We start from the raw sequence: 19,265 nt of genomic DNA, 5'->3' as shown, positions 1-19,265 counted from the left end.
GCCACCGCGGCCGTCAACGCCACCGTCACGCCGCAGGCAGCGCCCGTTGCACCGCCGGCACCCGTTGCCGCACCGGTCGTGCCCGCGCCCGCCCCGGCTCCTGTCGCGGCTGCACCCGCCCCCGCCCCGACGACACCGCTCGGCCTGTGGGCGACCGAGGAGAACAAGGGCAATGTGCGCGTCGAGCAATGCGGCGCCAATCTCTGCGGCTATGCCGAGAAGTCCAACGAGAAGATCCTGATCAACATGCAGCCCGATGGCGCCAAGTGGAGCGGCCGCATCCACGATCCCGACTCCGGGCGCAATTACGACTCGACGATCGCGATGAAGGGCCCGAACCTGCTCCGCGTGCAGGGCTGCGCCTTCGGCGGCATGTTCTGCGGCGGCCAGACCTGGAAGCGCGTGACCTGACGCGCGCAGCGCGTCATCCTACATTGCACAATGGGGGCGATGCGAAGCATCGAACCCGGGATCTCGCGCCACAACTTCGAGATTCCGGGTTCGCGCTATCGCGCGCCCCGGAATGACGAGCAAGAATCATGGCGCCACGTCCCGAAATCCGGGACGTGGCGTTTGAACGTTGGCAATGCCTGTGCGACAGATGTTCATCCGCCATTCAGCCATCTCCGGCTGAAATCGGCTGATCTCGCCTCGTGTCTTCACCGGGACCTCATTGTGACTTTGATGCTGGCTTGGCGCCGCCGCGTGCTCGCGCTTCCGCTGCTGGTCGTGTCGTTGGCCGGCGCGAGGGACGCATGCGCGTCCGATGCGACCCTGCTCGCGCAAGCGCAGCCGGCGCCGCAGGCTTCGCCGACACCGTCTCCCTCCCCGACATCAGCGGCACCGGCGGCCGACGCGCAAACCGCCGCGCCTGAAGAACCGATCGGCAACGTCGCAACCGTGACGGGGATCGCCACCGTGATCCGCGACAAGAATTCCTATCCGCTGAAGGCGCGCGACGACATCTATCTCAACGACGTCGTGCAGACCGCCTCGAACTCCTCGCTCAGCATCGCCTTCAACGATTCCACCACGTTCAACCTGTCGGCCAGCGCCAAGATCACGATCGACAATTACGTCTACGAGGACGGCGGCAAGCAGAACTCCGCGATCTTCGACGTCGGCAAGGGCACGGTTGCCTTCGTCGCCGCGGCGGTCGCCAAGACCGGCGACATGAAGATCACGACGCCGACCGCGACGCTCGGCATCCGCGGCACCACCGGCGTCATCGACGTGCCGGCGAATGCGACGGCGGTGGCCGCGGCCAACAACGTCAACATCAAGCTCTATCCCGACGCCGACGGCAGGGTCGGCCACATCGACGTCAACGACCGCACCAGCGGCGCGCGGCTCGGCGCGCTGACGCAAGGCGCGAGCGGCTTTGCGATCCGGCCCGGCACGGGCGGGGCGCGCCTCGCCGCGGTGCCGATCACGATTGCCCCGCAACAGGTCGCACGCGACCGGGTCTTCGTGAGCCAGGTGCATCAGGCCCAGACCACCGGCCGGCAGATCGTCACCGAGCAGCGCGAATTCCGCAGGGCCAATCCGACCGCGGCGCCGCGTCTTCCGCGGCCGGTGCAGCCGGCTCAACCGCAGCAGCAACAGCCGCGGCCGAATGGTCAGCCCGGACAGCAGCCGCAGCGGCCGAACGGCCAGCCGGGACAGAACAATCGTCCAGGCCAGCAGCAGCAGCAACAACCAGGTGCGCCGAATCGCCAGGGCACGCAGCAACCAGGCACGCAGCAACCGCAGCGCCAAGGACAAGGCGGCGCCGGTCAGCCGGGTACGCCGCGCACCGGGCAAGGCCAGCAACAGGGCGCACCGCGTGCCGGACAGACACCGCCCGGCGGCGCGACCAATCCGCCAGCACCGCGCAGCGGACAGGCTCCGTCGTCGCAGCCGGGCACGACGCCACAGCCAGGCGCAACGCCCGCGCAGCAGTCACCACGCAGCGGCCAGCAGAGTCAGCCCGTGCCGAACGCCGTCCAGCCACAGCAAGGCGGCCTACAGCGGCAACCCGGATTGCAGCAGCGCCTGCCGGGCGTGACGCGCCCGGCGCCGCGTAAGCCAGTGCCGCCGCCAAAGGAGAAAAAGGAGCGGAGGTAGCGGTGCTGTCCCTCACCCTGAGGAGCCGCGGAACGCGGCGTCTCGAAGGGTGAGGCCACGCTCGGGCCTCGTGGTTCGTGACGCGCGCGATGCGCGCTCCTCACCATGAGGGTTGATGTCGAGTTTGCCGCAAGCGTCCTTCCCTTGCGCGAGGGGTGCAGCGACAATCCGGTGACAGATTTCGCTTAAGCTCACGCCTCGCCGCGAAGCCAGGCTTTCACCTTCTGCAACAGGCCATGACGCAGCTCCTCGACCGACGCCGCCTCCGCGGGCGTCAGCGTCTGCATCACGGCGTCGACGTCGTCCATGGCAAGCGGCGGCATGGCTTCCATCTCAACCGGTGCGAGGCCGGCGGCGGCGAGTGCGATCGGTCCGACATGCATGAGGAACGCGCGCTCATATTCGCGCGACAGGCGCGCGACCGCATCCTCCAGCGGCAACCAGTCGACCGCCTTGATGTCGTTCATCAGTTTGCGGACCGGACCGCCGTCCGCTTCCATGCGCCAGAAATGCACGATCTTGGAGCGGCCGCCGGATGGATAGGCGAGCGTGCCCAGAAATTCGTGGATGGCGACGTCGTGGCCGGTCTCTTCAAGCACCTCGCGGTGCGCGGCCTCCCTCGGCGTCTCGCCGTCGTCGAGCTTGCCCTTGGGCAAAACCCATTCGTTGCGCTTGCGTTGGCGCACCACGGCGATCAGCGGCGCGTCACGCCGCAGCACAATTCCCCCTGCCGCCTGAACCGGCGCCCGCGCCATAACTCGTTACCCGCCGTGTCGAAAGAATCGTCCCCGCGGACGATATAGGCCGCCGACACGGCGGATTGAAGGCTTCTTTAGTGGAGCATGATTTTTTCGGAAAACCGGCGTCCACTTTTCCGGATCATGCTCCGTTTTTTCGCAGCAGCGCTTGACCGGCGCGGATGCGCGTGCCTTCGGCAATCCCGTCGCAGAACGCGAAATCGCCGGGCGCGAGGATGATGATGGTCGAGCCGTGCTCGAACCAGCCGAGCTCCTCGCCCTTGGTCACGTTGACGTCGCAGGGGAAGTTGACCGGGCCGCGGGTCTGCGCATTCAGCACCATGTCCATGAAGTGCAGGCGGATGCTCGCGACCAGGATAGCCGCCACCGGCACCAGCGTCACCGCCTCGCCGGTCGACAAATGCGTGCGGATCACCGCGCGCTCGTTCTTGCAGAACAGCCGCTCGACCCGCTTCAACGCGATCGGGTTGACGTTCCAGACGTCGCCATGGATCAGCGTGACGCGCTCGATATGCGCGTCGTAAGGCGCATGGAAGCGGTGATACATGCTCGAGGTCAGCCGCAGCGTGACGAAGGAGCCGTTGCGGTGCTGCTCCACCAGCGCGGGATCGCCGAGGAGATCGAGCAGCGAATAGGGCGCGCCCTTGACCTGGAACAGCTCGGTGTCGGCGATCCTGCCGTGCGCACCGACAATGCCGTCGGACGGACTGGCAACGATCGCGGGATCCGGATCGACTGGCCTGAGACCCGGCTTCAGCTCCCGCGTGAAGCAGTCGTGCAGGCTCTTGAAATGGGTCTTGCGCGCTTCCGACAGGTCGAGGTCGGAGAACAGCTTCCACAGCGCGATCGAGCCGTCCCGTACCAGCGGGTTCTCGATCTTGGAGAACCAGCCCATGAAGCGCGTCAGCGCCGCGCGGGGAATGCGGTTGGTCAGCAGGAAATTGAGGTCTTCCTGCTGGGTGAAAGAGGCGATGAGGGCTTTGACTGTCATGAATCTGTCAGCAGGTCCAGTTAGCGCTTGTTGTCATGGAAACGACACTCCCGATTCTCTCATTGTCCGTGGCCGCCGCAGCGTCAGCTGCCGCCGCCTTCCCGAAGATCAAGGCGCGCATCGAACTCTCCCGCGCCAAGCACCGCTCGCTCTCGGGGCATTCCAAGATGTCGCGCCGGGTGGCGCGGCTGATCCCGTTCTACGAGTTCGAGGGCGACGACTATTTCGCTTGTGACGGCGCGCCTGCCACCATCGCGGCGCAGCGTCATGACGGCTTCTTTCGCCTCGCCGGTCTCTACGCCCAGCGCTACGCCAAGGGACGCGCGCTGACGAAGGAGGCGGCGGAAAGAATCTCCGACCTGCAATTCACCGAAAGCTACCGCGTACCGTTCCAGTTCTCCCGCCTCGTGCGCGAGAACCTGGGCACCTCGAGCTTCACGCAGTCGTCGAGCGGCGTCACCGTCACCGATCTCGACGGCAACGTCTCCTACGACCTCACCGGCTCCTACGGCGTCAACATCTTCGGCAACGACTTCTACAAGGAGTGCATCGGCGAAGGCGAAAAGCGCGCCCATGCGCTCGGGCCTGTGCTCGGTCCCTACCATCCCGTGATCGCCGAGAACGTGACGCGGCTCTGCCAGATTTCGGGCCTCGACGAAGTCTCGTTCCACATGTCCGGCACCGAAGCCGTGATGCAGGCCGTGCGGCTCGCGCGCTACCACACCAAGCGCACGCATCTGGTGCGCTTCGCTGGCGCGTATCACGGCTGGTGGGGCGAAGTGCAACCCGGCGTCGGCAATCCCATTGCCGCGCACGAGACCTACACGCTCGCCGAGATGTCGGAGAAGACGCTGCATGTGTTGCGCACCCGGCGCGACATCGCCTGCGTGCTGGTCAATCCGCTCCAGGCGCTGCATCCAAACGCGAACGCGCCCGGCGACTCCTCGCTGGTAGACAGCTCGCGCGGCGGCAACTTCGACCGCGAAGCCTATACCGCCTGGCTCAACAAGCTGCGCGAGGTCTGCACCGAGCGCGGCATCGTGCTGATCTTCGACGAGGTCTTCGTCGGCTTCCGTCTCGCCCCCGGCGGCGCCCAGGAATATTTTGGCGTCCGCGCCGACATGGTGACCTACGGCAAGAGCCTCGCCGGCGGCCTGCCTGTGGGCGTGGTCTGCGGCAAGAAGGAGCTGATGCGGCGCTTCCGCGGCGATCGTCCCGCCGACGTCTGCTTTGCCCGCGGCACCTTCAATTCGCACCCCTACGTCATGACGGCGATGGACGAGTTCCTGAGCCGGCTCGCCAGCCCCAACTTCCGTGCAATCTATGACGGGCTGGACGCGACCTGGGACGGCCGCGCGCAAAAGCTCAATCGGATGCTGAGCGAGGCGGACCTGCCGGTGCGCATCGCCAACCTGTCCTCGATCTGGACGGTGACGTACACGCAGCCGTCGCGCTACAACTGGATGCTGCAATACTACCTGCGCGCCGAAGGCCTTGCTTTGAGCTGGGTCGGCACCGGACGGCTGATCTTCAGCCTGAACTACACCGACGCCGATTTCACCGAGGTCGCCGAACGCTTCGTCCGCGCCGCGCAGAAGATGAAGGCCGACGGCTTCTGGTGGCACGATCCCGCGCTGACCAACAAGCGTATCAAGCGGCAGATCCTGAAAGAGATGCTGGCCAAGCGCTTCGGGCGCTGAGGCTGACGCAATCGCCGGCCCCTCCTCCCCCTCTCCCCGCCTGCGGGGAGAGGGTTGGGGTGAGGGGGACTCTCCACGAAGCCGGTGACAGCTGGACTCGCGGAGAGTCCCCCTCACCCGAATTTGCGCGTCGCGCAAATTCGACCTCTCCCCGCACGCGGGGAGAGGTGAAGAGAGAGCGCAACGCCGTCCCAACACGTGGATGCCCGGGACGAGCCCGGGCATGACGTAACCTTTGGACATCGGAGTGTTTGGTGAAGGCCGCGCGCTCAGGCGTGCTGCTCTTCGAGCGCAGGCTCGGAGATGAAGCCGAGCGTGTGCTCAGGGTTGAGATGCAGGCCCGGGTCCATCAGCTCGCCGCGCATGAGCGCGAGCGGCGCCTTGCGGTAGAGCATCAGGTCGTGGAACGGGTCGGTCAGGATCTTGGTCATCCAGACGAGGCCGGTCTCGACGTCGCGGATGAAGAACAGGTGCACGGTGCGGAACAGAAGTCCACCGGCGCCGACCGCGAGCCAGATCTTTGCGACCTGCCGCATGAAATCGGTCGCGCTGGCGAACGGCTTGAACAGGCCAAACAGCGTCGGATCGACGAACAGCACCAGCGGCGACAGCGCCCAGATCGTCATCAGCACCACCTTGCGCTGAAGGTTGTAGCCGACCTTGATCTCTTCCTTGTGCTCGTGCGTCGCCTGGTTGATGTGGTCGTAGCCCTTCGGCTCGAAGAAGAAGTGACCGCACTGGCGCGAGGTCATCGACACCAGCCAGCCGACCAGTCCCGAGACCACGGGATCGATGAACAGCCAGACATAGGCGAGCAGGAAGCTCAGCGCGCTGACGAAGTGCAGGCTCTGATTGATGCGGCTGTGGTGATAGTAGCGGTGGTCGTCCCAGCGCTGGATGCGCAGCTGCTCAAGGAATTCTTTGATCATTCTTTCCCCCAAAAGGCTTCGGGTTAGGAGATACAGGGATTCGATGTAGGGCGTGTGACATCATCAATTTGTCATATGACAATGTGCGCGACGCGGTGACGCACGGATAACTCTATCCCCTCACCCTGAGAAGCTTGCGCGAGCAAGCGTCTCGAAGGGCGAGGCCCGCCGGGCGACAGCCGGGCCTCTATGGTTCGAGACGGCGCTTGCCCGCCTCCTCACCATGAGGGGCAACAACGCAACTAGGCCGCCTTGGCGACCTGAACTTTACGGAAGCGGACCAGCGAGAAATGGCCGAGCGGCGGAATCAGGCGGCGCTCGGCGAGCTCCATGCCATGCGCACTCGCGAGCCACTTGGCGTAGCGCGACCAGGCGAACTCGGCGGTGCGGAAGCCGAGGTGACGCACCACCGGCTGGAGCTTCTGCTCGATGAAACGGCGCATGCCGTCGTCCGCGCTGACGCGGGTCAGGATGATCAATTCGCCGCCGGGACGCAGCACGCGCGCGAACTCGTCCAGCGCGACTTCCGGATTAGGCACGGCGGTGACGACATATTGCGCCATCACGACATCGAAGGAATCGTCGGGAAATTCGAGCTTCTCGGCGTCCATCACCGCGAGGCCCTCGACGTTCTTCAACTTGAGCTCGCTGACGCGACGGCGCGCCTTGTCCAGCATCGCCTCCGAAATATCGGTGCCGAAGATGCGGACGTTCGGCGCATACATCGGCAGCGAGATGCCGGTGCCGACGCCGACCTCGAGCACGCGGCCGCCGAGCTTGTTGGTCGCTGATATCGCGGCCTGCCTGCCCTTGGCGAATACGCCGCCGAACACGAGGTCATAGACCGGCGCCCACCGGTCATAGGCCTGCTCGACCGTACCCCGGTCGAGGTCGAGCTGCTGCGACTCTTCAAACTTCATGATCTTGGCCATTAGCAAAGTCCCATTTGGTTCAGAATGTTCATGGTCAGCCGCGCACCGGCCGCCGCGCCATGACGGGCGTCGGACGCAGCGATCGGCTGGGCTGGAGTGAGGTGAGGTTTCCGACGAACTGACGCGCACTGTTTTCCCAGGAGCGCGCCAGCGCGAAGTTGCGGCAGGTCTCGCGCGACATGGTGAGCGCGCGGAGGCACGCGGCGCGCAAATCGTCGTCGATCGCGCCGATCGGATGGTCGGCGATGACGTCCTTCGGACCGGTCACCGGAAACGCCGCAACCGGCGTGCCGCAGGCCAGCGCCTCGAGCTGCACCACGCCAAAAGTATCGGTGAGGCTCGGGAACACGAAGACGTCGGCGGCGGCGAGATGCGAGGTGAGGTCGGCGCCCTTCTTCTCGCCGAGGAAAACGGCGTTCGGATATTTGCGCTCGAGCTGCGCCTTCTGCGGCCCGTCGCCGACCACGACCTTGGTGCCGGGCAGATCGAGCGAGAGGAACGCATCGAGATTCTTCTCCACCGCCACGCGTCCCATCGCCATGAAGATCGGCCGCGGCAGGTCGAGCTTGGCGGGATCGTCGGGATGAAACAGCGTGGTGTCGACGCCGCGGGTCCAGAAGCCGAGCCGCTTGAAGCCGCGCTCGGAGAGCTCCTGCCGCAGCGAGGGCGTCGCCACCATGGTCATGGCGGCGGCATCGTGGAAGTGCCGCAGCACGGCGTAGCCGACACTGGCCGGAATGCCCGTTCGCACCGAGACATATTCCGGAAAGCGCGTGGTGTAGGAGGTGGTGAAGGCAAGCCCGCGCCGGTGGCAATAGGCGCGCGCCGCCCAGCCGATCGGGCCTTCGGTTGCGATGTGCAGCGCTTCCGGAGCCGCCGCCTCGATCCGCCGCGCGATCTCGCGGCCGCTCGGCAGCGCGATCCTGAGGCCCGGATAGGTCGGCAGCGGCAGCGACGGGAAGCCGTCCGGCGTCAGGAATTCGATCTCGACATCGAGGGCCTTGGCGGCCGCGGCGAGCGAGGTCAGCGTCCGCACCACGCCGTTAACCTGCGGATGCCAGGCGTCAGTCGCGATTAATACCCGCATGGAAAAATCCCGAGAGTTTGATGATTCTCGGCTTAGGACCATCAACGAAGGATATTTCAGGCGTGTGACGTCACAGAAGTGTCGACCCACTGTTTTGTTCGTTAACGGGTCCGCACGGCCACGAAACTGTCATGAAACAATCCTTGCCGCGACGAAACCGTTTTCGGTTTCCCGTGCAAACGTCCCGAAACTTTTCGCCGTTACGAGTTTGGGCAACGGAACACCGCAAAGGGCCGCGGTGATCAAAAATCCGATCCAACAGGGGCGATCAATGTTCAATCTGGACACGTTCAAGACGTATTCGCGCGCCGTTGCCTTCGGCGCAGTTGCGATCTCCGCGATCGCGTTTGCCGGCCCGGCACATGCCGCGCCCGTGCAACTCTTCCCCTTCTTCGCGCCGCCGCCCGGCTTTGCCGCGCCGCAGCCGCTGCAACCCTATCAGCCGTACCAGCCGGCGCCGTCCTATCAGACCGCACCGTCGGATGATCAGGACAGCGTCGAGACGCCCGTCCGCTTCCGCCGCCAGGTCGTCAGCTATGCGACGCGCGAGGCGCCCGGCACCATCATCATCGATACGCCGAACACGTATCTCTACTACGTGCTCGGTAATGGTCAGGCCGTGCGCTACGGCATCGGCGTCGGCCGCGACGGCTTCACCTGGTCCGGCGTCCAGTCGGTGACCAAGAAGGCCGAGTGGCCGGACTGGACACCGCCGCCGGAAATGATTGCCCGCCAGCCCTATTTGCCGCGCCACATGGCCGGCGGTCCCGGCAACCCGCTTGGCGCCCGCGCCATGTATCTCGGCGGCACTGTCTATCGCATCCACGGCACCAACGCGCCCGAGACGATCGGCAAGCACGTCTCCTCCGGCTGCATCCGCCTTACGAATGAAGACGTCACCGATCTCTATTCCCGCGTCAACGTCGGCACCAAGGTCGTGGTGCTTCCGATGACCGACCGCCGCGCGGACCTCGGCAGCGCAACGCGGTAAGCGACGAGAGATCGAGATGCTTACGGCCCCTGGTATTCCTGGGGCCGTTTTCGTTTGGCACCGGAGATTGTGGCCATCCTTCGAGACGCCCGCCTTTGGCGAGCTCCTCAGGATGAGGACCAGGTGCGGGGCCGCAAAGCCGGACGTCCTCGTGGAAGCTTCTACCGAAGTGCTTGCACAAGCGCGCAGATGCCAGTTAGCCTCACCCTGAGGAGACCGCGAAGCGGTCGTCTCGAAGGATGGGGCGGGCACATGACAGACGGCGCTTATCTCTACATTCTCAAATGCGCGGACGGTAGCTACTACATTGGGACAACGCGAACCGAACTCGAGATTAGGATCGCGCAGCACAACGCCGGCACATTCGGTGGCTACACTTCTTCGCGCAGGCCGGTGACACTCGTTTTCTCGCAATGGTTCGATCGGATCACTGACGCGATCGAATGCGAACGGAAGCTGAAGAAATGGAGCCGAGCCAAGAAGGAAGCTTTCATGCGCGGCGATCTTGCCGAGCTGCAAAAGCTAGCAGAGCGTAAGTCCCCTCATCCTTCGATGCGCCCGCCTTCGTTGGCTCCTCAGGATGAGAGTGAGATCGCAGCGCGGTAATCAGCCCGCGGTCTCGCCCGCGTCCGCCGAGAGGCCGAGCACCCGATCGACCATCTGGCCGGAGAGGCCGAGATAGTTCGCGGGGTCACAGTGGCGACGGATGGCGTCGACGCCGCCGAGTGCGGCCACGATCTCGGGAACGCCGGACAGGATGTCGGCGAGATCGCCGCCGCCCTCGATCGCCTTGCGGCAGGCGTCATAGACGACGTCATGCGCGTGTTGCCGGCCGAGCTTTGGCGCGGCGGCCATCATCACGGCTTCGGCGACGATGAGGCCGTGCGTCAGGCCGAGATTGGCGCGCATGCGGTCCTCATGCACGACGAGGCCGGCCAGCATGAACTTCGCGTTGGCGAGCGAGGACGCCGTGAGCAGAAAACTCTCCGGCAACGACACCCATTCGAGGTGCCAGGGACCGGTCGCGCGCTCGAAATCGTGGATCATGCCGTCGAGCATGGTTGCGACGTGCTGGCGCACGGCCTTGGCGGCGGCGAGCATCAACTCGCTGGAGATCGGGTTGCGCTTCTGCGGCATGGTTGAGGAGGCGCCGCGGCCGTGCACGAAAGGCTCTGACAGCTCGCCGAACTCGGTCGCGCACATCAGCATCACGTCGGTGGCGATCTTGCCGAGCGTGCCGGTGACGAGACCGAGCAGCGTCGCCGCTTCCGCGATGCCGTCGCGCGCGACGTGCCAGGTGATCGGCGGCTGGTACAGGCCCAGCTCATCACAAAACAGGCGCTGCATCTCGAGGCCGCCATCGCCGACGGAGGCGAGCGTGCCGGCCGCACCCGAGAACTCGCCGAGCAGGATGCGCGGCCGTGCCTGGTCGACACGCTCGATGTGGCGGTCGATCGAGGAGAGCCAGATCGCGACCTTGTAGCCGAAGGTCACCGGCAGGGCCTGCTGGAGATGGGTGCGGCCGGCCATCGGCGTGTCGCGATGCTTGCGGGCGAGACCAGCGAGGATCGTGCGCAACTCCCTCAGGTCGCGCGCAACGATGTCCAGCGCCGCGCGGATCTGGAGCACATTGGCGGTGTCCATGATGTCCTGCGTGGTCGCGCCCCAATGCACATAGCGGCCGGCCTCGCCGGCCGCCTCGGAGAGCTGATGGACCAGCGGCAGGATCGGATAGCCGACGATCTCGGTCTCGTGGCGGAGCTTGTCGAAGTCGAGCTTGATGCTGCGGGAGGCGGCATCAATCGCTGCCGCCGCGTCCTTCGGCACCACGCCGGCGCGGGCCTGGGCACGGGCGAGCGCGGCCTCGGTTTCCAGATAGCGGCCGATCAGCGCCTCATCGGAAAACACCGCGCGCATCTCGGCGGTGCCAAACATGTCGCGGAACAGGACGGAATCGAAGACCGTGCTCGCCATGACGTTTCCCCATAACTCCATGTAGGAGCATGATAGGCTCGATCGAGGCGATTCAGCAATTCGGTGTCGAAGCCGAACGCGACATCCAGGAGATCGGAGAGGCCGTTGCCGGCAACGCGCTCGCTGCAAACTCGGCTGCAAGCCGGGAAGCCGCTGGCTGCCCATATCGAGCCTGCGGCGCGGCGACGAAACGTGACCGCGAGTCAGTATCGCCGCTCGACGTGGAACGATTTTGCCGTGATCAACCAGGCATCATGGATGCGGTGATACGAGAGATAGTCGAGGTACTGGAGCGTATCGATCCGCACGCGCACTTTCACGACGGCCTGAGTCGGTGACGCGAGATCGACCAGCAGGACTTCCTGGAGACATGGGGCACACTTCGACTTCGGTGAGGGTGTCGACGCCAGCATCTTCCTGTAGTCGGACGCCAGCAATATCCGCAGCTCGGCATCCCGGAAGCCATGCAGTTGCGCGCTCGGCGCGAAGACGCGGTCAAAATGCGAGACGTCATTGTCGTACATCAGCGTGAAGTAGCGCTCGACGGCTTCCAGCAGGGGCGCAAGGATCGGATTTTCGGTCATGGTCACTCCTTCGACAAGGTCGGAGCAATCCATCCCACGAAAAGCTGAGGCATGTCCTTGCGAAGTGGGCTAGTGTCAGCCCCTTCGGCGCAACATTGTGCCCTCGTTGATCCGACAGGATGCGCTTCATGCCAAAATGCGAGCTGGATGCGATCGACCGACGCATCGTCACAGAACTCCAGACCAACGCACGATTGAGTAATATCGAATTGGCTAGCAAGATCGGGCTGTCGCCCTCGCCCTGTCTACGGCGGGTGCGGCGGCTGGAGCAGGACGGCTACATCGACGGCTATCGCGCTTCGTTGCGGCGCGGCCGCATCGGGCTGGGCTTCTCGGCCTTTCTCGGCATCAAGATCAACGGCCACGCCAACGAACAGGCGCTCACATTCGAGAAGACCGTCGTCGCGATGCCCGAGGTCGTCGCCTGTCACCTGGTCTCCGGTGACGTCGACTATCTCCTCGAGATCGTCGTTCCCGAGCTTGAAGACTACCAGCGCTTCCTGGTCGACAAGCTGCTCAATCTGCCGATCGTGCGCGAGGTTCGCAGCAGCATCGCGATCCAGACACTGAAGGCGGGCGCCCCCCTGCCCCTCTCGCACCTCGCATCGCCATGACACGGACAATTCTCGCCTATCGCGATCGCGCCGCAGACCTCCAGGGCATTCTCGTTACCGACGGAGCTGCAAGCACTCCACGTCCCGGCATCGTCCTATTCCCTGACGCGCGCGGCATCGGCACGCATGCGATCGCACGTGCGGAGCAACTGGCCGCGCTTGGCTTTGTCGTGCTCGTGGCCGATCTCTACGGCGGCGGCAGGACCGCTCCCGACGTGCCGCGGGCAATCGAGCTGATGAACGGCTTGCGCGCCGACACGTCGCGCTGGCGCGAGCGGGCGCAAGCCGCCTGCCTGGCGCTGGCCGGGCACGACACGGTCGACGCTACGAAGCTCGCTGCAGTCGGCTATTGCTTCGGCGGCACCACGGCGCTGGAGCTGGCGCGGACCGGCGCCGAGCTTGCGGCCGTCGTGAGCTTCCATGGCGGTTTCCCGAACGAGCGGCCGGAGGATGCGGCGAGCATGAAGGCGAGAGTCCTGGTGTGTCACGGGGCCGCGGACGCACTGGTCTCGCTGACACAGCTTGCGAATTTTGCGCGCGACATGCGCACGACCAGCGTCGACTGGCAGGCCCATGTCTACGGCGGCGCTGCGCATGGCTTCACCAACCCCGAGCTCATTGGCGAAAGCGTGCCGAACCACGCCTATCATGCCGAGGCGGATCGCCGCTCCTGGACCGCGATGCTCGGCCTGTTCGAAGAGGCCTTCGGCATGAAGCTGCGCTGAGAGAAATCTACCTGGTCACCTCCCAAAAGATCACGACCTCGACCACGAATGCGAGCGTGAACAGGATGGTTCGCACATAGGGAATGCCGGCCAGGTAGACGACCGCGTGAGCAAGCCGCAGGTAGAAGAAGCTCGCGGCACAGAGCGCGGTGGTCGCATTGGCCTTCCCCGCCAGTTGCGCGACGATGACCAGCGCCGCGAAGGGCGCGAACACCTCGATCGCATTCAGATAGGCGCGATTGGCGCGCTGCCCCCACGCCGGCACCGGCCGCGGCAGCGTGGGGTCGGCGTAATTCTTCGGCTCCAGCGGACCGTTGGTCCTGACCTGGCAGACGATATAGGGAATCCACAAAGCGGCGGTCAGCATCGCCGTCAGAACGAGATATCTGAGGTCGGTCGTCATCTGCGCCTCCTGGAATGGATGCCGCCGGTCGCGCGATGTGGCCGGTCGGCCCTATCCAGACGTATTGGCCGGCGCCGGATCGACACCGCCGGGCGCTTTTCTTGATCACTCGATCGTGCGGAATAGTGAGGCCGATCTCACCGCCGCGGTGCATCTCCGCCCGGTTTCGGCCACTCTAGCGCCGCGTTCCCCCGCCCTGTAGAATCTCCGACCGGGGCCGGTTCGGGGGATTGATGCGTCTGACGTTGAACTTGAAGACTATTTTGATCGCGGTCGCGGTGATCGCGGCGTCGTTTTTCGTGAGCCTGAAGGCCATGGACTGGCTGTCGCCGCGCAGCGCAACGACGGCGCCCGCCGTCACGCAGTTGCCGCCGCTGCCGCCGGTTTCGAAGAGCTCGATCGCGGTGGCGCCGGTTGCGATCGCACTGTCGGCGATCCGCGAGGCCGCGGACAAGAGCGCGGCGCGCAATTTCACCGGCAAGGCCGACAATCCGGTCTCGCAGATCCTCCAGAACGCCGATATCGGCTGGACCGCCTCGCGCGGGCCGATTGCCGCGAGCGGCGACAAGGACGTGCTGACGCTGTCGACACCCCTGACCGGCAAGCTCAACGTCACGGGATCGCTGTCCTCGAAAGCGACCGGCGCGCTCGGCGAGGCGCTCGGCAGCGTGCTCGGCAACAACGCCGCCAAGCAGATCGGCGCCGTCAACATCAAGAACCTGAATGCCAGCGCCGAAATCAAGGGCAACGTGGTCATCACCTCGCGCCCGAAACTCGCCGCCAACTGGCACCTCGAGCCCAATCTCGGCGCGCAGGTCAATCTCGGCGACACCAACCTCTCGGTCGCCGGCGCCAAGGTCAACGTGCCGGCGCAGGTCAAGCCGCTGATCGACAAAACCGTCAGCGATCAGCTCAACGTGGTCGCCGAACGTATCCGCAACGATCCGAGCCTGCGCGAGAATGCGAAAGCGCAATGGATCAAGGCCTGCCGCTCGATGCCGCTGCAAGGCGCGGGCTCCTCGGCCGCGTTGCCGCCGCTCTGGCTGGAGATGAAACCGATCCGTGCGATCGCGGCGCAGCCGCGCGTCGATGCGCAGGCCGTGACGCTGCTGCTCGGCATCGAGGCCGAGACCCGCGTCACCACGACCCAGACCAAGCCCGAGTGTCCATTCCCCGAGAAGATCTCGATCGTGCCGCCGACCGGCGCCGGCGTGAACATCGGCGTGCCGATCGACGTGCCCTTCACCGAGATCAACAAGCTCATCGCAGCCCAGATGGTCGGCCATACCTATCCGGAAGACGGCTCGGGTCCGGTCGACGTCACCGTCAAGAACGTCAACGTGACCCCCTCGGGCGACCGGCTGCTGATCTCGCTTCTGGTGCGCGCGAAGGAGAAGAAGAGCTGGTTCGGCCTGGGTGCCGAGGCGACCGTGCACATCTGGGGACGGCCCATGCTCGACCAGGCGCAGCAGACGCTGCGGCTCGCCGACATCCAGCTTGCGGTGGAATCCGAGGCAGCGTTCGGGCTGCTCGGGGCCGCGGCGCGCGCGGTGGTGCCGCAGCTCCAGCAGGCGCTGGTGCAGAAGGCGACGCTCGACCTGAAGCCGATCGCCGCGAACGCGCGCGACAAGATCGCGGCCGCGATCGCCGACTACCAGAAGACTGAGGACGGCCTGCGCGTCGAGGCCAATATCGACAGCCTGACGCTCTCCGACATCGCCTTCGATTCCAAGACGCTCCGCATCATCGCCGAAGCCGGCGGCTCGCTGAACGTGTACGTGACGAAGCTGTCGGGGATGTAGGGCACCCGGCTACCCGGCACCGGATGATCGATCCGCGACGTGCAGGCCAGGACCTAGATTGACACTGATGCGCTGCAGTATGCCGCCACCCGTGCGCCTGGGTAGTCACGTGTCCCGCGCTGGGATCAACAAGATCGTTCCCGTCATCGGGAAAATTATTTGAGAAGCTGCGCAACCCCCCGCATTCCGCAGGGTTGACCGGTCAAAGTGTATTTCACGAGTGGAGGTGACCATGAGCATCCTCAAGATGGCGGCTGCGCTCTTCCTGGCTGGCGCGATATCGGTGGCCAGCGGGCCCGCATCCGCTGCACCGCTATCAACCCTCTCGGCATCAGCAAAACCGGCTGATAATGCCGTGCAGGTCCGCTGGGGCGGTGGCTGGCACGGAGGTGGTTGGCATGGAGGAGGCTGGCGCGGAGGTGGCTGGCGTGGAGGAGGCTGGGGTCTGGGCGCAGGACTTCTCGCGGGCGCCTTGATCGCGGGCGCCGCTGCAGCCCCCTATTATGGCGGCTACTACGCTCCTTATTATCCATACGGCTACGTAGATGACAGTTATGGGGACCCGGTTTATGGCGGAGGATACGGGTATCCACCCGCTTATCCCTATCCCTACCGGCGTCAATTCTATGTGGGCCCCTACGGAGGCTACTGACAGGATAGAGGGGCCTTGATTTCGGCGGGCGACCGGCCACCGGCATGGTGGCCCGTCACGGGTGTTCGATCGCGTGCGACCTCATAGCATCCCCGCCAGTCACCAACATCCGCAACACGTCATCGCCGCCCCTTCCCTTTTTGCATTCGGCTACGGCACGGATCGCTTAGCTGCGGCCGTCGATTGCCGTTAGAACGACTCCCTGCAAACGAAATCCAAAGAACAACGCACAGGGAGAACAATCATGCACAAACTGTTTGCCGCCGTCGCGGCGGGTCTTGCCTTCGCTGCCACCGGCGCGGCGCAGGCGCAGATTTCCGACGACGTCGTCAAGATCGGCGTGCTCACGGACATGTCGAGCCTCTATGCCGACGCCACCGGCAAGGGCTCGCTCGCCGCTGTGCAGATGGCGGTCGCCGATTATGGCGGCAAGGTCGCCGGCAAACCGGTCGAGGTGGTCGCCGCCGACCATCAGAACAAGCCCGATGTCGGCGTCAACATCGCGCGCAACTGGTACGACAACGAGAAGGTCGACGCGATCTTCGACGTGCCGACCTCCTCGGTGGCTCTGCCGATCTCGGCGCTGACGCGCGAGAAGAACCGGATCAACATCAATTCCGGCGGCGGCTCCTCCGACATCACCGGCGCCCAATGCTCGCCCAACACGGTGCACTGGACCTACGACACCTATGCGCTGTCGAACGTCGCCGGCAAGGCGATGGTCAAGCGCGGCGAGGACACCTGGTTTTTCGTCACCGCCGACTACGCCTTCGGCCAGGCGCTTCAGCGCGACGCCGCCAACGTCGTGAAGGAAAGCGGCGGCAAGGTGCTCGGCGAGGTCCGTCATCCGCTCAACTCCTCCGACTTCTCCTCTTTCCTGCTCCAGGCCCAGGCCTCCAAGGCCAAGGTTGTGGCGCTGGCGAATGCCGGCGGCGACACGACCAATGCGCTGAAGCAGGCATCCGAATTCGGCCTCACGCAGGCCGGGCAGAAGATGATCGCGCTCTTGCAGGAGATCACCGATACACATTCGCTCGGCATCAAGGCGACGCAGGGCCTGATCGTTACCGATGCCTTCTATTGGGACATGAACGACGAGACCCGCGCCTTCTCAAAACGCTTCAACGACAAGGTCGGGCACATGCCGACCATGATCCAGGCCGGGCTCTATTCGGCGACCATGCACTATCTGAAGGCGATCGAGGCCATCAAGACCGATGAGGCGCCGAAGGTGATGGAGCAGATGCGCGCCACCCCGGTCAACGATTTCTTTGCCAAGGGTGGCAAGATCCGCATCGACGGTCGCATGGTGCACGACATGTATCTGTTCGAGGTCAAGAAGCCCGAGGAGTCCAAGGGCGAGTGGGACCTCTACAAGCTGATCGCCACCGTGCCGGGCGACGAGGCATTCCGCCCGATCGACAAGGGCGGCTGCCCGCTGGTGGGGCACTAGCTTCCGCAGACTCCGTCATTGCGAGCGAAGCGAAGCAATCCAGAAATGCATCCGCGGAAATGGCTCTGGATTGCTTCGTCGCTTCGCTCCTCGCAATGACGTGGTCACGACAACGCGCCCGGCCAGAGACCGGGCGCGTTTTTCGTTCAGGCAAGTCGAACCACGTTAGTCGTACTTGAATTCCGGCATGTTCTTCAGCTCGTCCTTGGTCGCATTGAACACGGCGTGGTCCGGGTACCACTTCGAGGTCGATGACGTCGAAGCGGCCGGCGCGGCGGGCCTGTCGGTCGCAGCACCCGTCGTCGTTGACGGCGGCGTCGTGCCGGTTGCCGGCCGATTGGCCGGCGCGCCCGGCGGGTTGGTGCTGGTCGCTGCATACGCGACGGGCTCTGTCGAGAACTTCACCTTGTCGAACGGTACCGCTACGAGATGCTCGCCCATGCCAAGGAAGCCGCCGACGCCGAGCACGACGAGCTTGATGTTGCCGCTCTTGTCCATCAACAGATCGTTGATCGAGCCGACGCTTTCGTTGGCCTCGTTGTAGACCTTCAAGCCCACCATCTTCGCTGCGCGCCAGTCACCCGTGGCCGAGGTCGTTGCCGTCGTCGTGGCGGCCGCGTTCGGTGCCTTGTCTGTGGTGGCGGTCGGCTGCTGAGCGAATGCGACAGTGGCGAGCAACGCGGAACCGGCAAGGCCGGCCGCGATGGATTTCATCAACATGGTGTCCTCTCCTTGATCGAAAACTCGTGTGGAGAGAACCGCGCATATTGGCCCGCAGTTCCTACGCTGCGGCAATTTCGTCACGCATTTCGCGCGCGTTGCATCGCGAAGCAAGTTCCGCGCGAAGGAGATTTTCAATCGAACGCGCGGGCAACGCACAGTTCCCCGCCGACTCGTCACGCGCCCTGGGAGACGTGTGAGAGACGACGGGGACTGCGCCGACCTGGCGTCGCGGTCAGGTCTTGTAGTCGATGAGCAGTGCGGAGATCTGCGAGCTGCTCGACGAGCTGTTCGCATTTCCGGAAGCGCCGTAGGACGACGTCGACGACGAGATCGATTGCTGGAGCGCCTGGAGGAATTGCTGGAGGATCTCGGCGGTGGTGCTATCGCTCGAGGTGCTGCTCGTCGAGTCCGTCGAGGAGCTTGACGAGGTGGACGAGCCATCGTCCGACGGCGGCGGGCCGGGCGGCGGTCCGCCCGCGCCTCCGGGACCACCCGCGCCGCCCGGGCCGTTCGCGAAGGTGGACTGGAACACGCCCTTCAGCTCAGTGGCCTGGTCGGAGGTCAGCGTGCCGTTCGAGACCTCGCCCGCGATGAGGTCGTCGATCTTCGACTTCATGTCCTCCGGCGAGGATTTGGCGCCGCTGGACGCATCGCTCGAACGGCTCTGCTGGATCGCCGAATCGATATCGGTGAGCGCGGTCGACAGCGCGGATTGATCCGACGAGGAGATCGTGCCGGCGTCGACCTCCGACTGCAATTCCTGCTGCAACCGCTGCAGCGGCGACTGGTAGGTGCCGGCGGAGGCCGCCGAGATCGAAGTCATGATGGCTCCGTGGGTTTT

General features: G+C 65.0%; 19 protein-coding genes. 9 read left to right on the top strand and 10 right to left on the bottom strand.

Annotation, left to right across the window (positions count from 1 at the left end; all coding sequences use genetic code 11):
- Both QQL28_RS43200 and QQL28_RS43195 read left to right on the top strand, forming a co-directional pair.
- Positions 1 to 411 (top strand): DUF2147 domain-containing protein (locus QQL28_RS43200; protein ID WP_284275619.1); only part of this gene is annotated, 411 nt, incomplete at its 5' end.
- A 273-nt stretch (positions 412 to 684) separates the two neighbouring features.
- Positions 685 to 2,106 carry a FecR domain-containing protein gene (locus tag QQL28_RS43195; RefSeq protein WP_284275647.1) on the top strand — a complete coding sequence of 474 codons (1,422 nt, stop codon included), beginning with the start codon at positions 685 to 687 and terminating at the stop codon, positions 2,104 to 2,106.
- 191 nt (positions 2,107 to 2,297) lie between these two features.
- Here the strand turns inward: QQL28_RS43195 and QQL28_RS43190 are convergent, their stop codons facing one another.
- Positions 2,298 to 2,861 carry an NUDIX hydrolase gene (locus QQL28_RS43190; RefSeq protein ID WP_284275618.1) on the bottom strand — a complete coding sequence of 188 codons (564 nt, stop codon included), beginning with the start codon at positions 2,859 to 2,861 and terminating at the stop codon, positions 2,298 to 2,300.
- Positions 2,862 to 2,985: 124 nt separating this feature from the next.
- The gene (asd, locus tag QQL28_RS43185; RefSeq protein WP_284275617.1) at positions 2,986 to 3,855 is read right to left on the bottom strand and encodes an archaetidylserine decarboxylase; all 870 of its coding nucleotides are present in this window, start codon (positions 3,853 to 3,855) and stop codon (positions 2,986 to 2,988) included.
- Between the two features lie 35 nt (positions 3,856 to 3,890).
- On the opposite strand from asd, the gene QQL28_RS43180 reads away from it, so the two are divergent.
- Positions 3,891 to 5,555 carry an aminotransferase class III-fold pyridoxal phosphate-dependent enzyme gene (locus tag QQL28_RS43180; protein ID WP_284275616.1) on the top strand — a complete coding sequence of 555 codons (1,665 nt, stop codon included), beginning with the start codon at positions 3,891 to 3,893 and terminating at the stop codon, positions 5,553 to 5,555.
- Between the two features lie 269 nt (positions 5,556 to 5,824).
- On the opposite strand, the gene QQL28_RS43175 is transcribed toward QQL28_RS43180, so the two are convergent.
- The 3 genes from QQL28_RS43175 to QQL28_RS43165 form a co-directional block, all read right to left on the bottom strand.
- Positions 5,825 to 6,484, bottom strand: coding sequence for a hypothetical protein (locus tag QQL28_RS43175; RefSeq protein ID WP_284275615.1), 660 nt, complete (start codon positions 6,482 to 6,484; stop codon positions 5,825 to 5,827).
- 242 nt (positions 6,485 to 6,726) lie between these two features.
- On the bottom strand, positions 6,727 to 7,416 hold the full coding sequence (locus QQL28_RS43170) for a class I SAM-dependent methyltransferase (protein ID WP_283040802.1): 690 nt from the start codon (positions 7,414 to 7,416) through the stop codon (positions 6,727 to 6,729).
- Positions 7,417 to 7,450: 34 nt separating this feature from the next.
- Positions 7,451 to 8,503, bottom strand: a complete 1,053-nt coding sequence (locus tag QQL28_RS43165; protein WP_284275612.1) for a glycosyltransferase family 4 protein — start codon at positions 8,501 to 8,503, stop codon at positions 7,451 to 7,453.
- A 271-nt stretch (positions 8,504 to 8,774) separates the two neighbouring features.
- Here QQL28_RS43165 and QQL28_RS43160 point away from each other — a divergent pair, with 271 nt between their 5' ends.
- Together QQL28_RS43160 and QQL28_RS43155 are read left to right on the top strand one after the other, a co-directional pair.
- Positions 8,775 to 9,494, top strand: coding sequence for a L,D-transpeptidase (locus tag QQL28_RS43160; protein ID WP_284275610.1), 720 nt, complete (start codon positions 8,775 to 8,777; stop codon positions 9,492 to 9,494).
- Between the two features lie 252 nt (positions 9,495 to 9,746).
- Complete coding sequence (locus QQL28_RS43155; protein WP_284275608.1) at positions 9,747 to 10,100, top strand: GIY-YIG nuclease family protein; 354 nt, start codon at positions 9,747 to 9,749, stop codon at positions 10,098 to 10,100.
- On the opposite strand, the gene pcaB is transcribed toward QQL28_RS43155, so the two are convergent.
- Together pcaB and QQL28_RS43145 are read right to left on the bottom strand one after the other, a co-directional pair.
- Positions 10,101 to 11,468 carry a 3-carboxy-cis,cis-muconate cycloisomerase gene (gene pcaB, locus QQL28_RS43150; protein ID WP_284275607.1) on the bottom strand — a complete coding sequence of 456 codons (1,368 nt, stop codon included), beginning with the start codon at positions 11,466 to 11,468 and terminating at the stop codon, positions 10,101 to 10,103.
- A 203-nt stretch (positions 11,469 to 11,671) separates the two neighbouring features.
- Positions 11,672 to 12,052: a nuclear transport factor 2 family protein gene (locus QQL28_RS43145; RefSeq protein WP_284275605.1), complete on the bottom strand. Its 381-nt coding sequence runs from the start codon at positions 12,050 to 12,052 to the stop codon at positions 11,672 to 11,674.
- A gap of 128 nt (positions 12,053 to 12,180) precedes the next feature.
- Between QQL28_RS43145 and QQL28_RS43140 the strand changes: the two genes are divergently transcribed.
- Positions 12,181 to 12,666 carry an Lrp/AsnC family transcriptional regulator gene (locus QQL28_RS43140; protein WP_284275603.1) on the top strand — a complete coding sequence of 162 codons (486 nt, stop codon included), beginning with the start codon at positions 12,181 to 12,183 and terminating at the stop codon, positions 12,664 to 12,666.
- Positions 12,663 to 13,391 carry a dienelactone hydrolase family protein gene (locus tag QQL28_RS43135; protein WP_284275601.1) on the top strand — a complete coding sequence of 243 codons (729 nt, stop codon included), beginning with the start codon at positions 12,663 to 12,665 and terminating at the stop codon, positions 13,389 to 13,391. The genes QQL28_RS43140 and QQL28_RS43135 overlap by 4 nt, the downstream gene beginning before the upstream one ends.
- Positions 13,392 to 13,398: 7 nt before the next feature.
- On the opposite strand, the gene QQL28_RS43130 is transcribed toward QQL28_RS43135, so the two are convergent.
- Positions 13,399 to 13,794, bottom strand: coding sequence for an MAPEG family protein (locus QQL28_RS43130; RefSeq protein ID WP_284275600.1), 396 nt, complete (start codon positions 13,792 to 13,794; stop codon positions 13,399 to 13,401).
- 233 nt (positions 13,795 to 14,027) lie between these two features.
- Between QQL28_RS43130 and QQL28_RS43125 the strand changes: the two genes are divergently transcribed.
- A complete protein-coding gene (locus QQL28_RS43125; RefSeq protein ID WP_284275599.1) occupies positions 14,028 to 15,596 on the top strand; it encodes a DUF4403 family protein in 1,569 nt (522 codons plus the stop codon).
- Positions 15,597 to 16,492: 896 nt separating this feature from the next.
- Positions 16,493 to 17,701: an ABC transporter substrate-binding protein gene (locus QQL28_RS43115; RefSeq protein WP_284275597.1), complete on the top strand. Its 1,209-nt coding sequence runs from the start codon at positions 16,493 to 16,495 to the stop codon at positions 17,699 to 17,701.
- A gap of 165 nt (positions 17,702 to 17,866) precedes the next feature.
- Here the strand turns inward: QQL28_RS43115 and QQL28_RS43110 are convergent, their stop codons facing one another.
- Together QQL28_RS43110 and QQL28_RS43105 are read right to left on the bottom strand one after the other, a co-directional pair.
- The gene (locus tag QQL28_RS43110) at positions 17,867 to 18,421 is read right to left on the bottom strand and encodes a PRC-barrel domain-containing protein (RefSeq protein WP_284275596.1); all 555 of its coding nucleotides are present in this window, start codon (positions 18,419 to 18,421) and stop codon (positions 17,867 to 17,869) included.
- Between the two features lie 235 nt (positions 18,422 to 18,656).
- On the bottom strand, positions 18,657 to 19,247 hold the full coding sequence (locus tag QQL28_RS43105; protein ID WP_284275595.1) for a hypothetical protein: 591 nt from the start codon (positions 19,245 to 19,247) through the stop codon (positions 18,657 to 18,659).
- Positions 19,248 to 19,265 lie beyond the last annotated feature (18 nt).

Source organism: Bradyrhizobium iriomotense (assembly GCF_030160715.1).
In the GTDB taxonomy this organism is placed as follows: domain Bacteria; phylum Pseudomonadota; class Alphaproteobacteria; order Rhizobiales; family Xanthobacteraceae; genus Bradyrhizobium; species Bradyrhizobium iriomotense.
The sequence above is the reverse complement of the archived record's forward strand: the minus strand, read 5'-3'. Positions and strand labels throughout refer to the sequence as shown.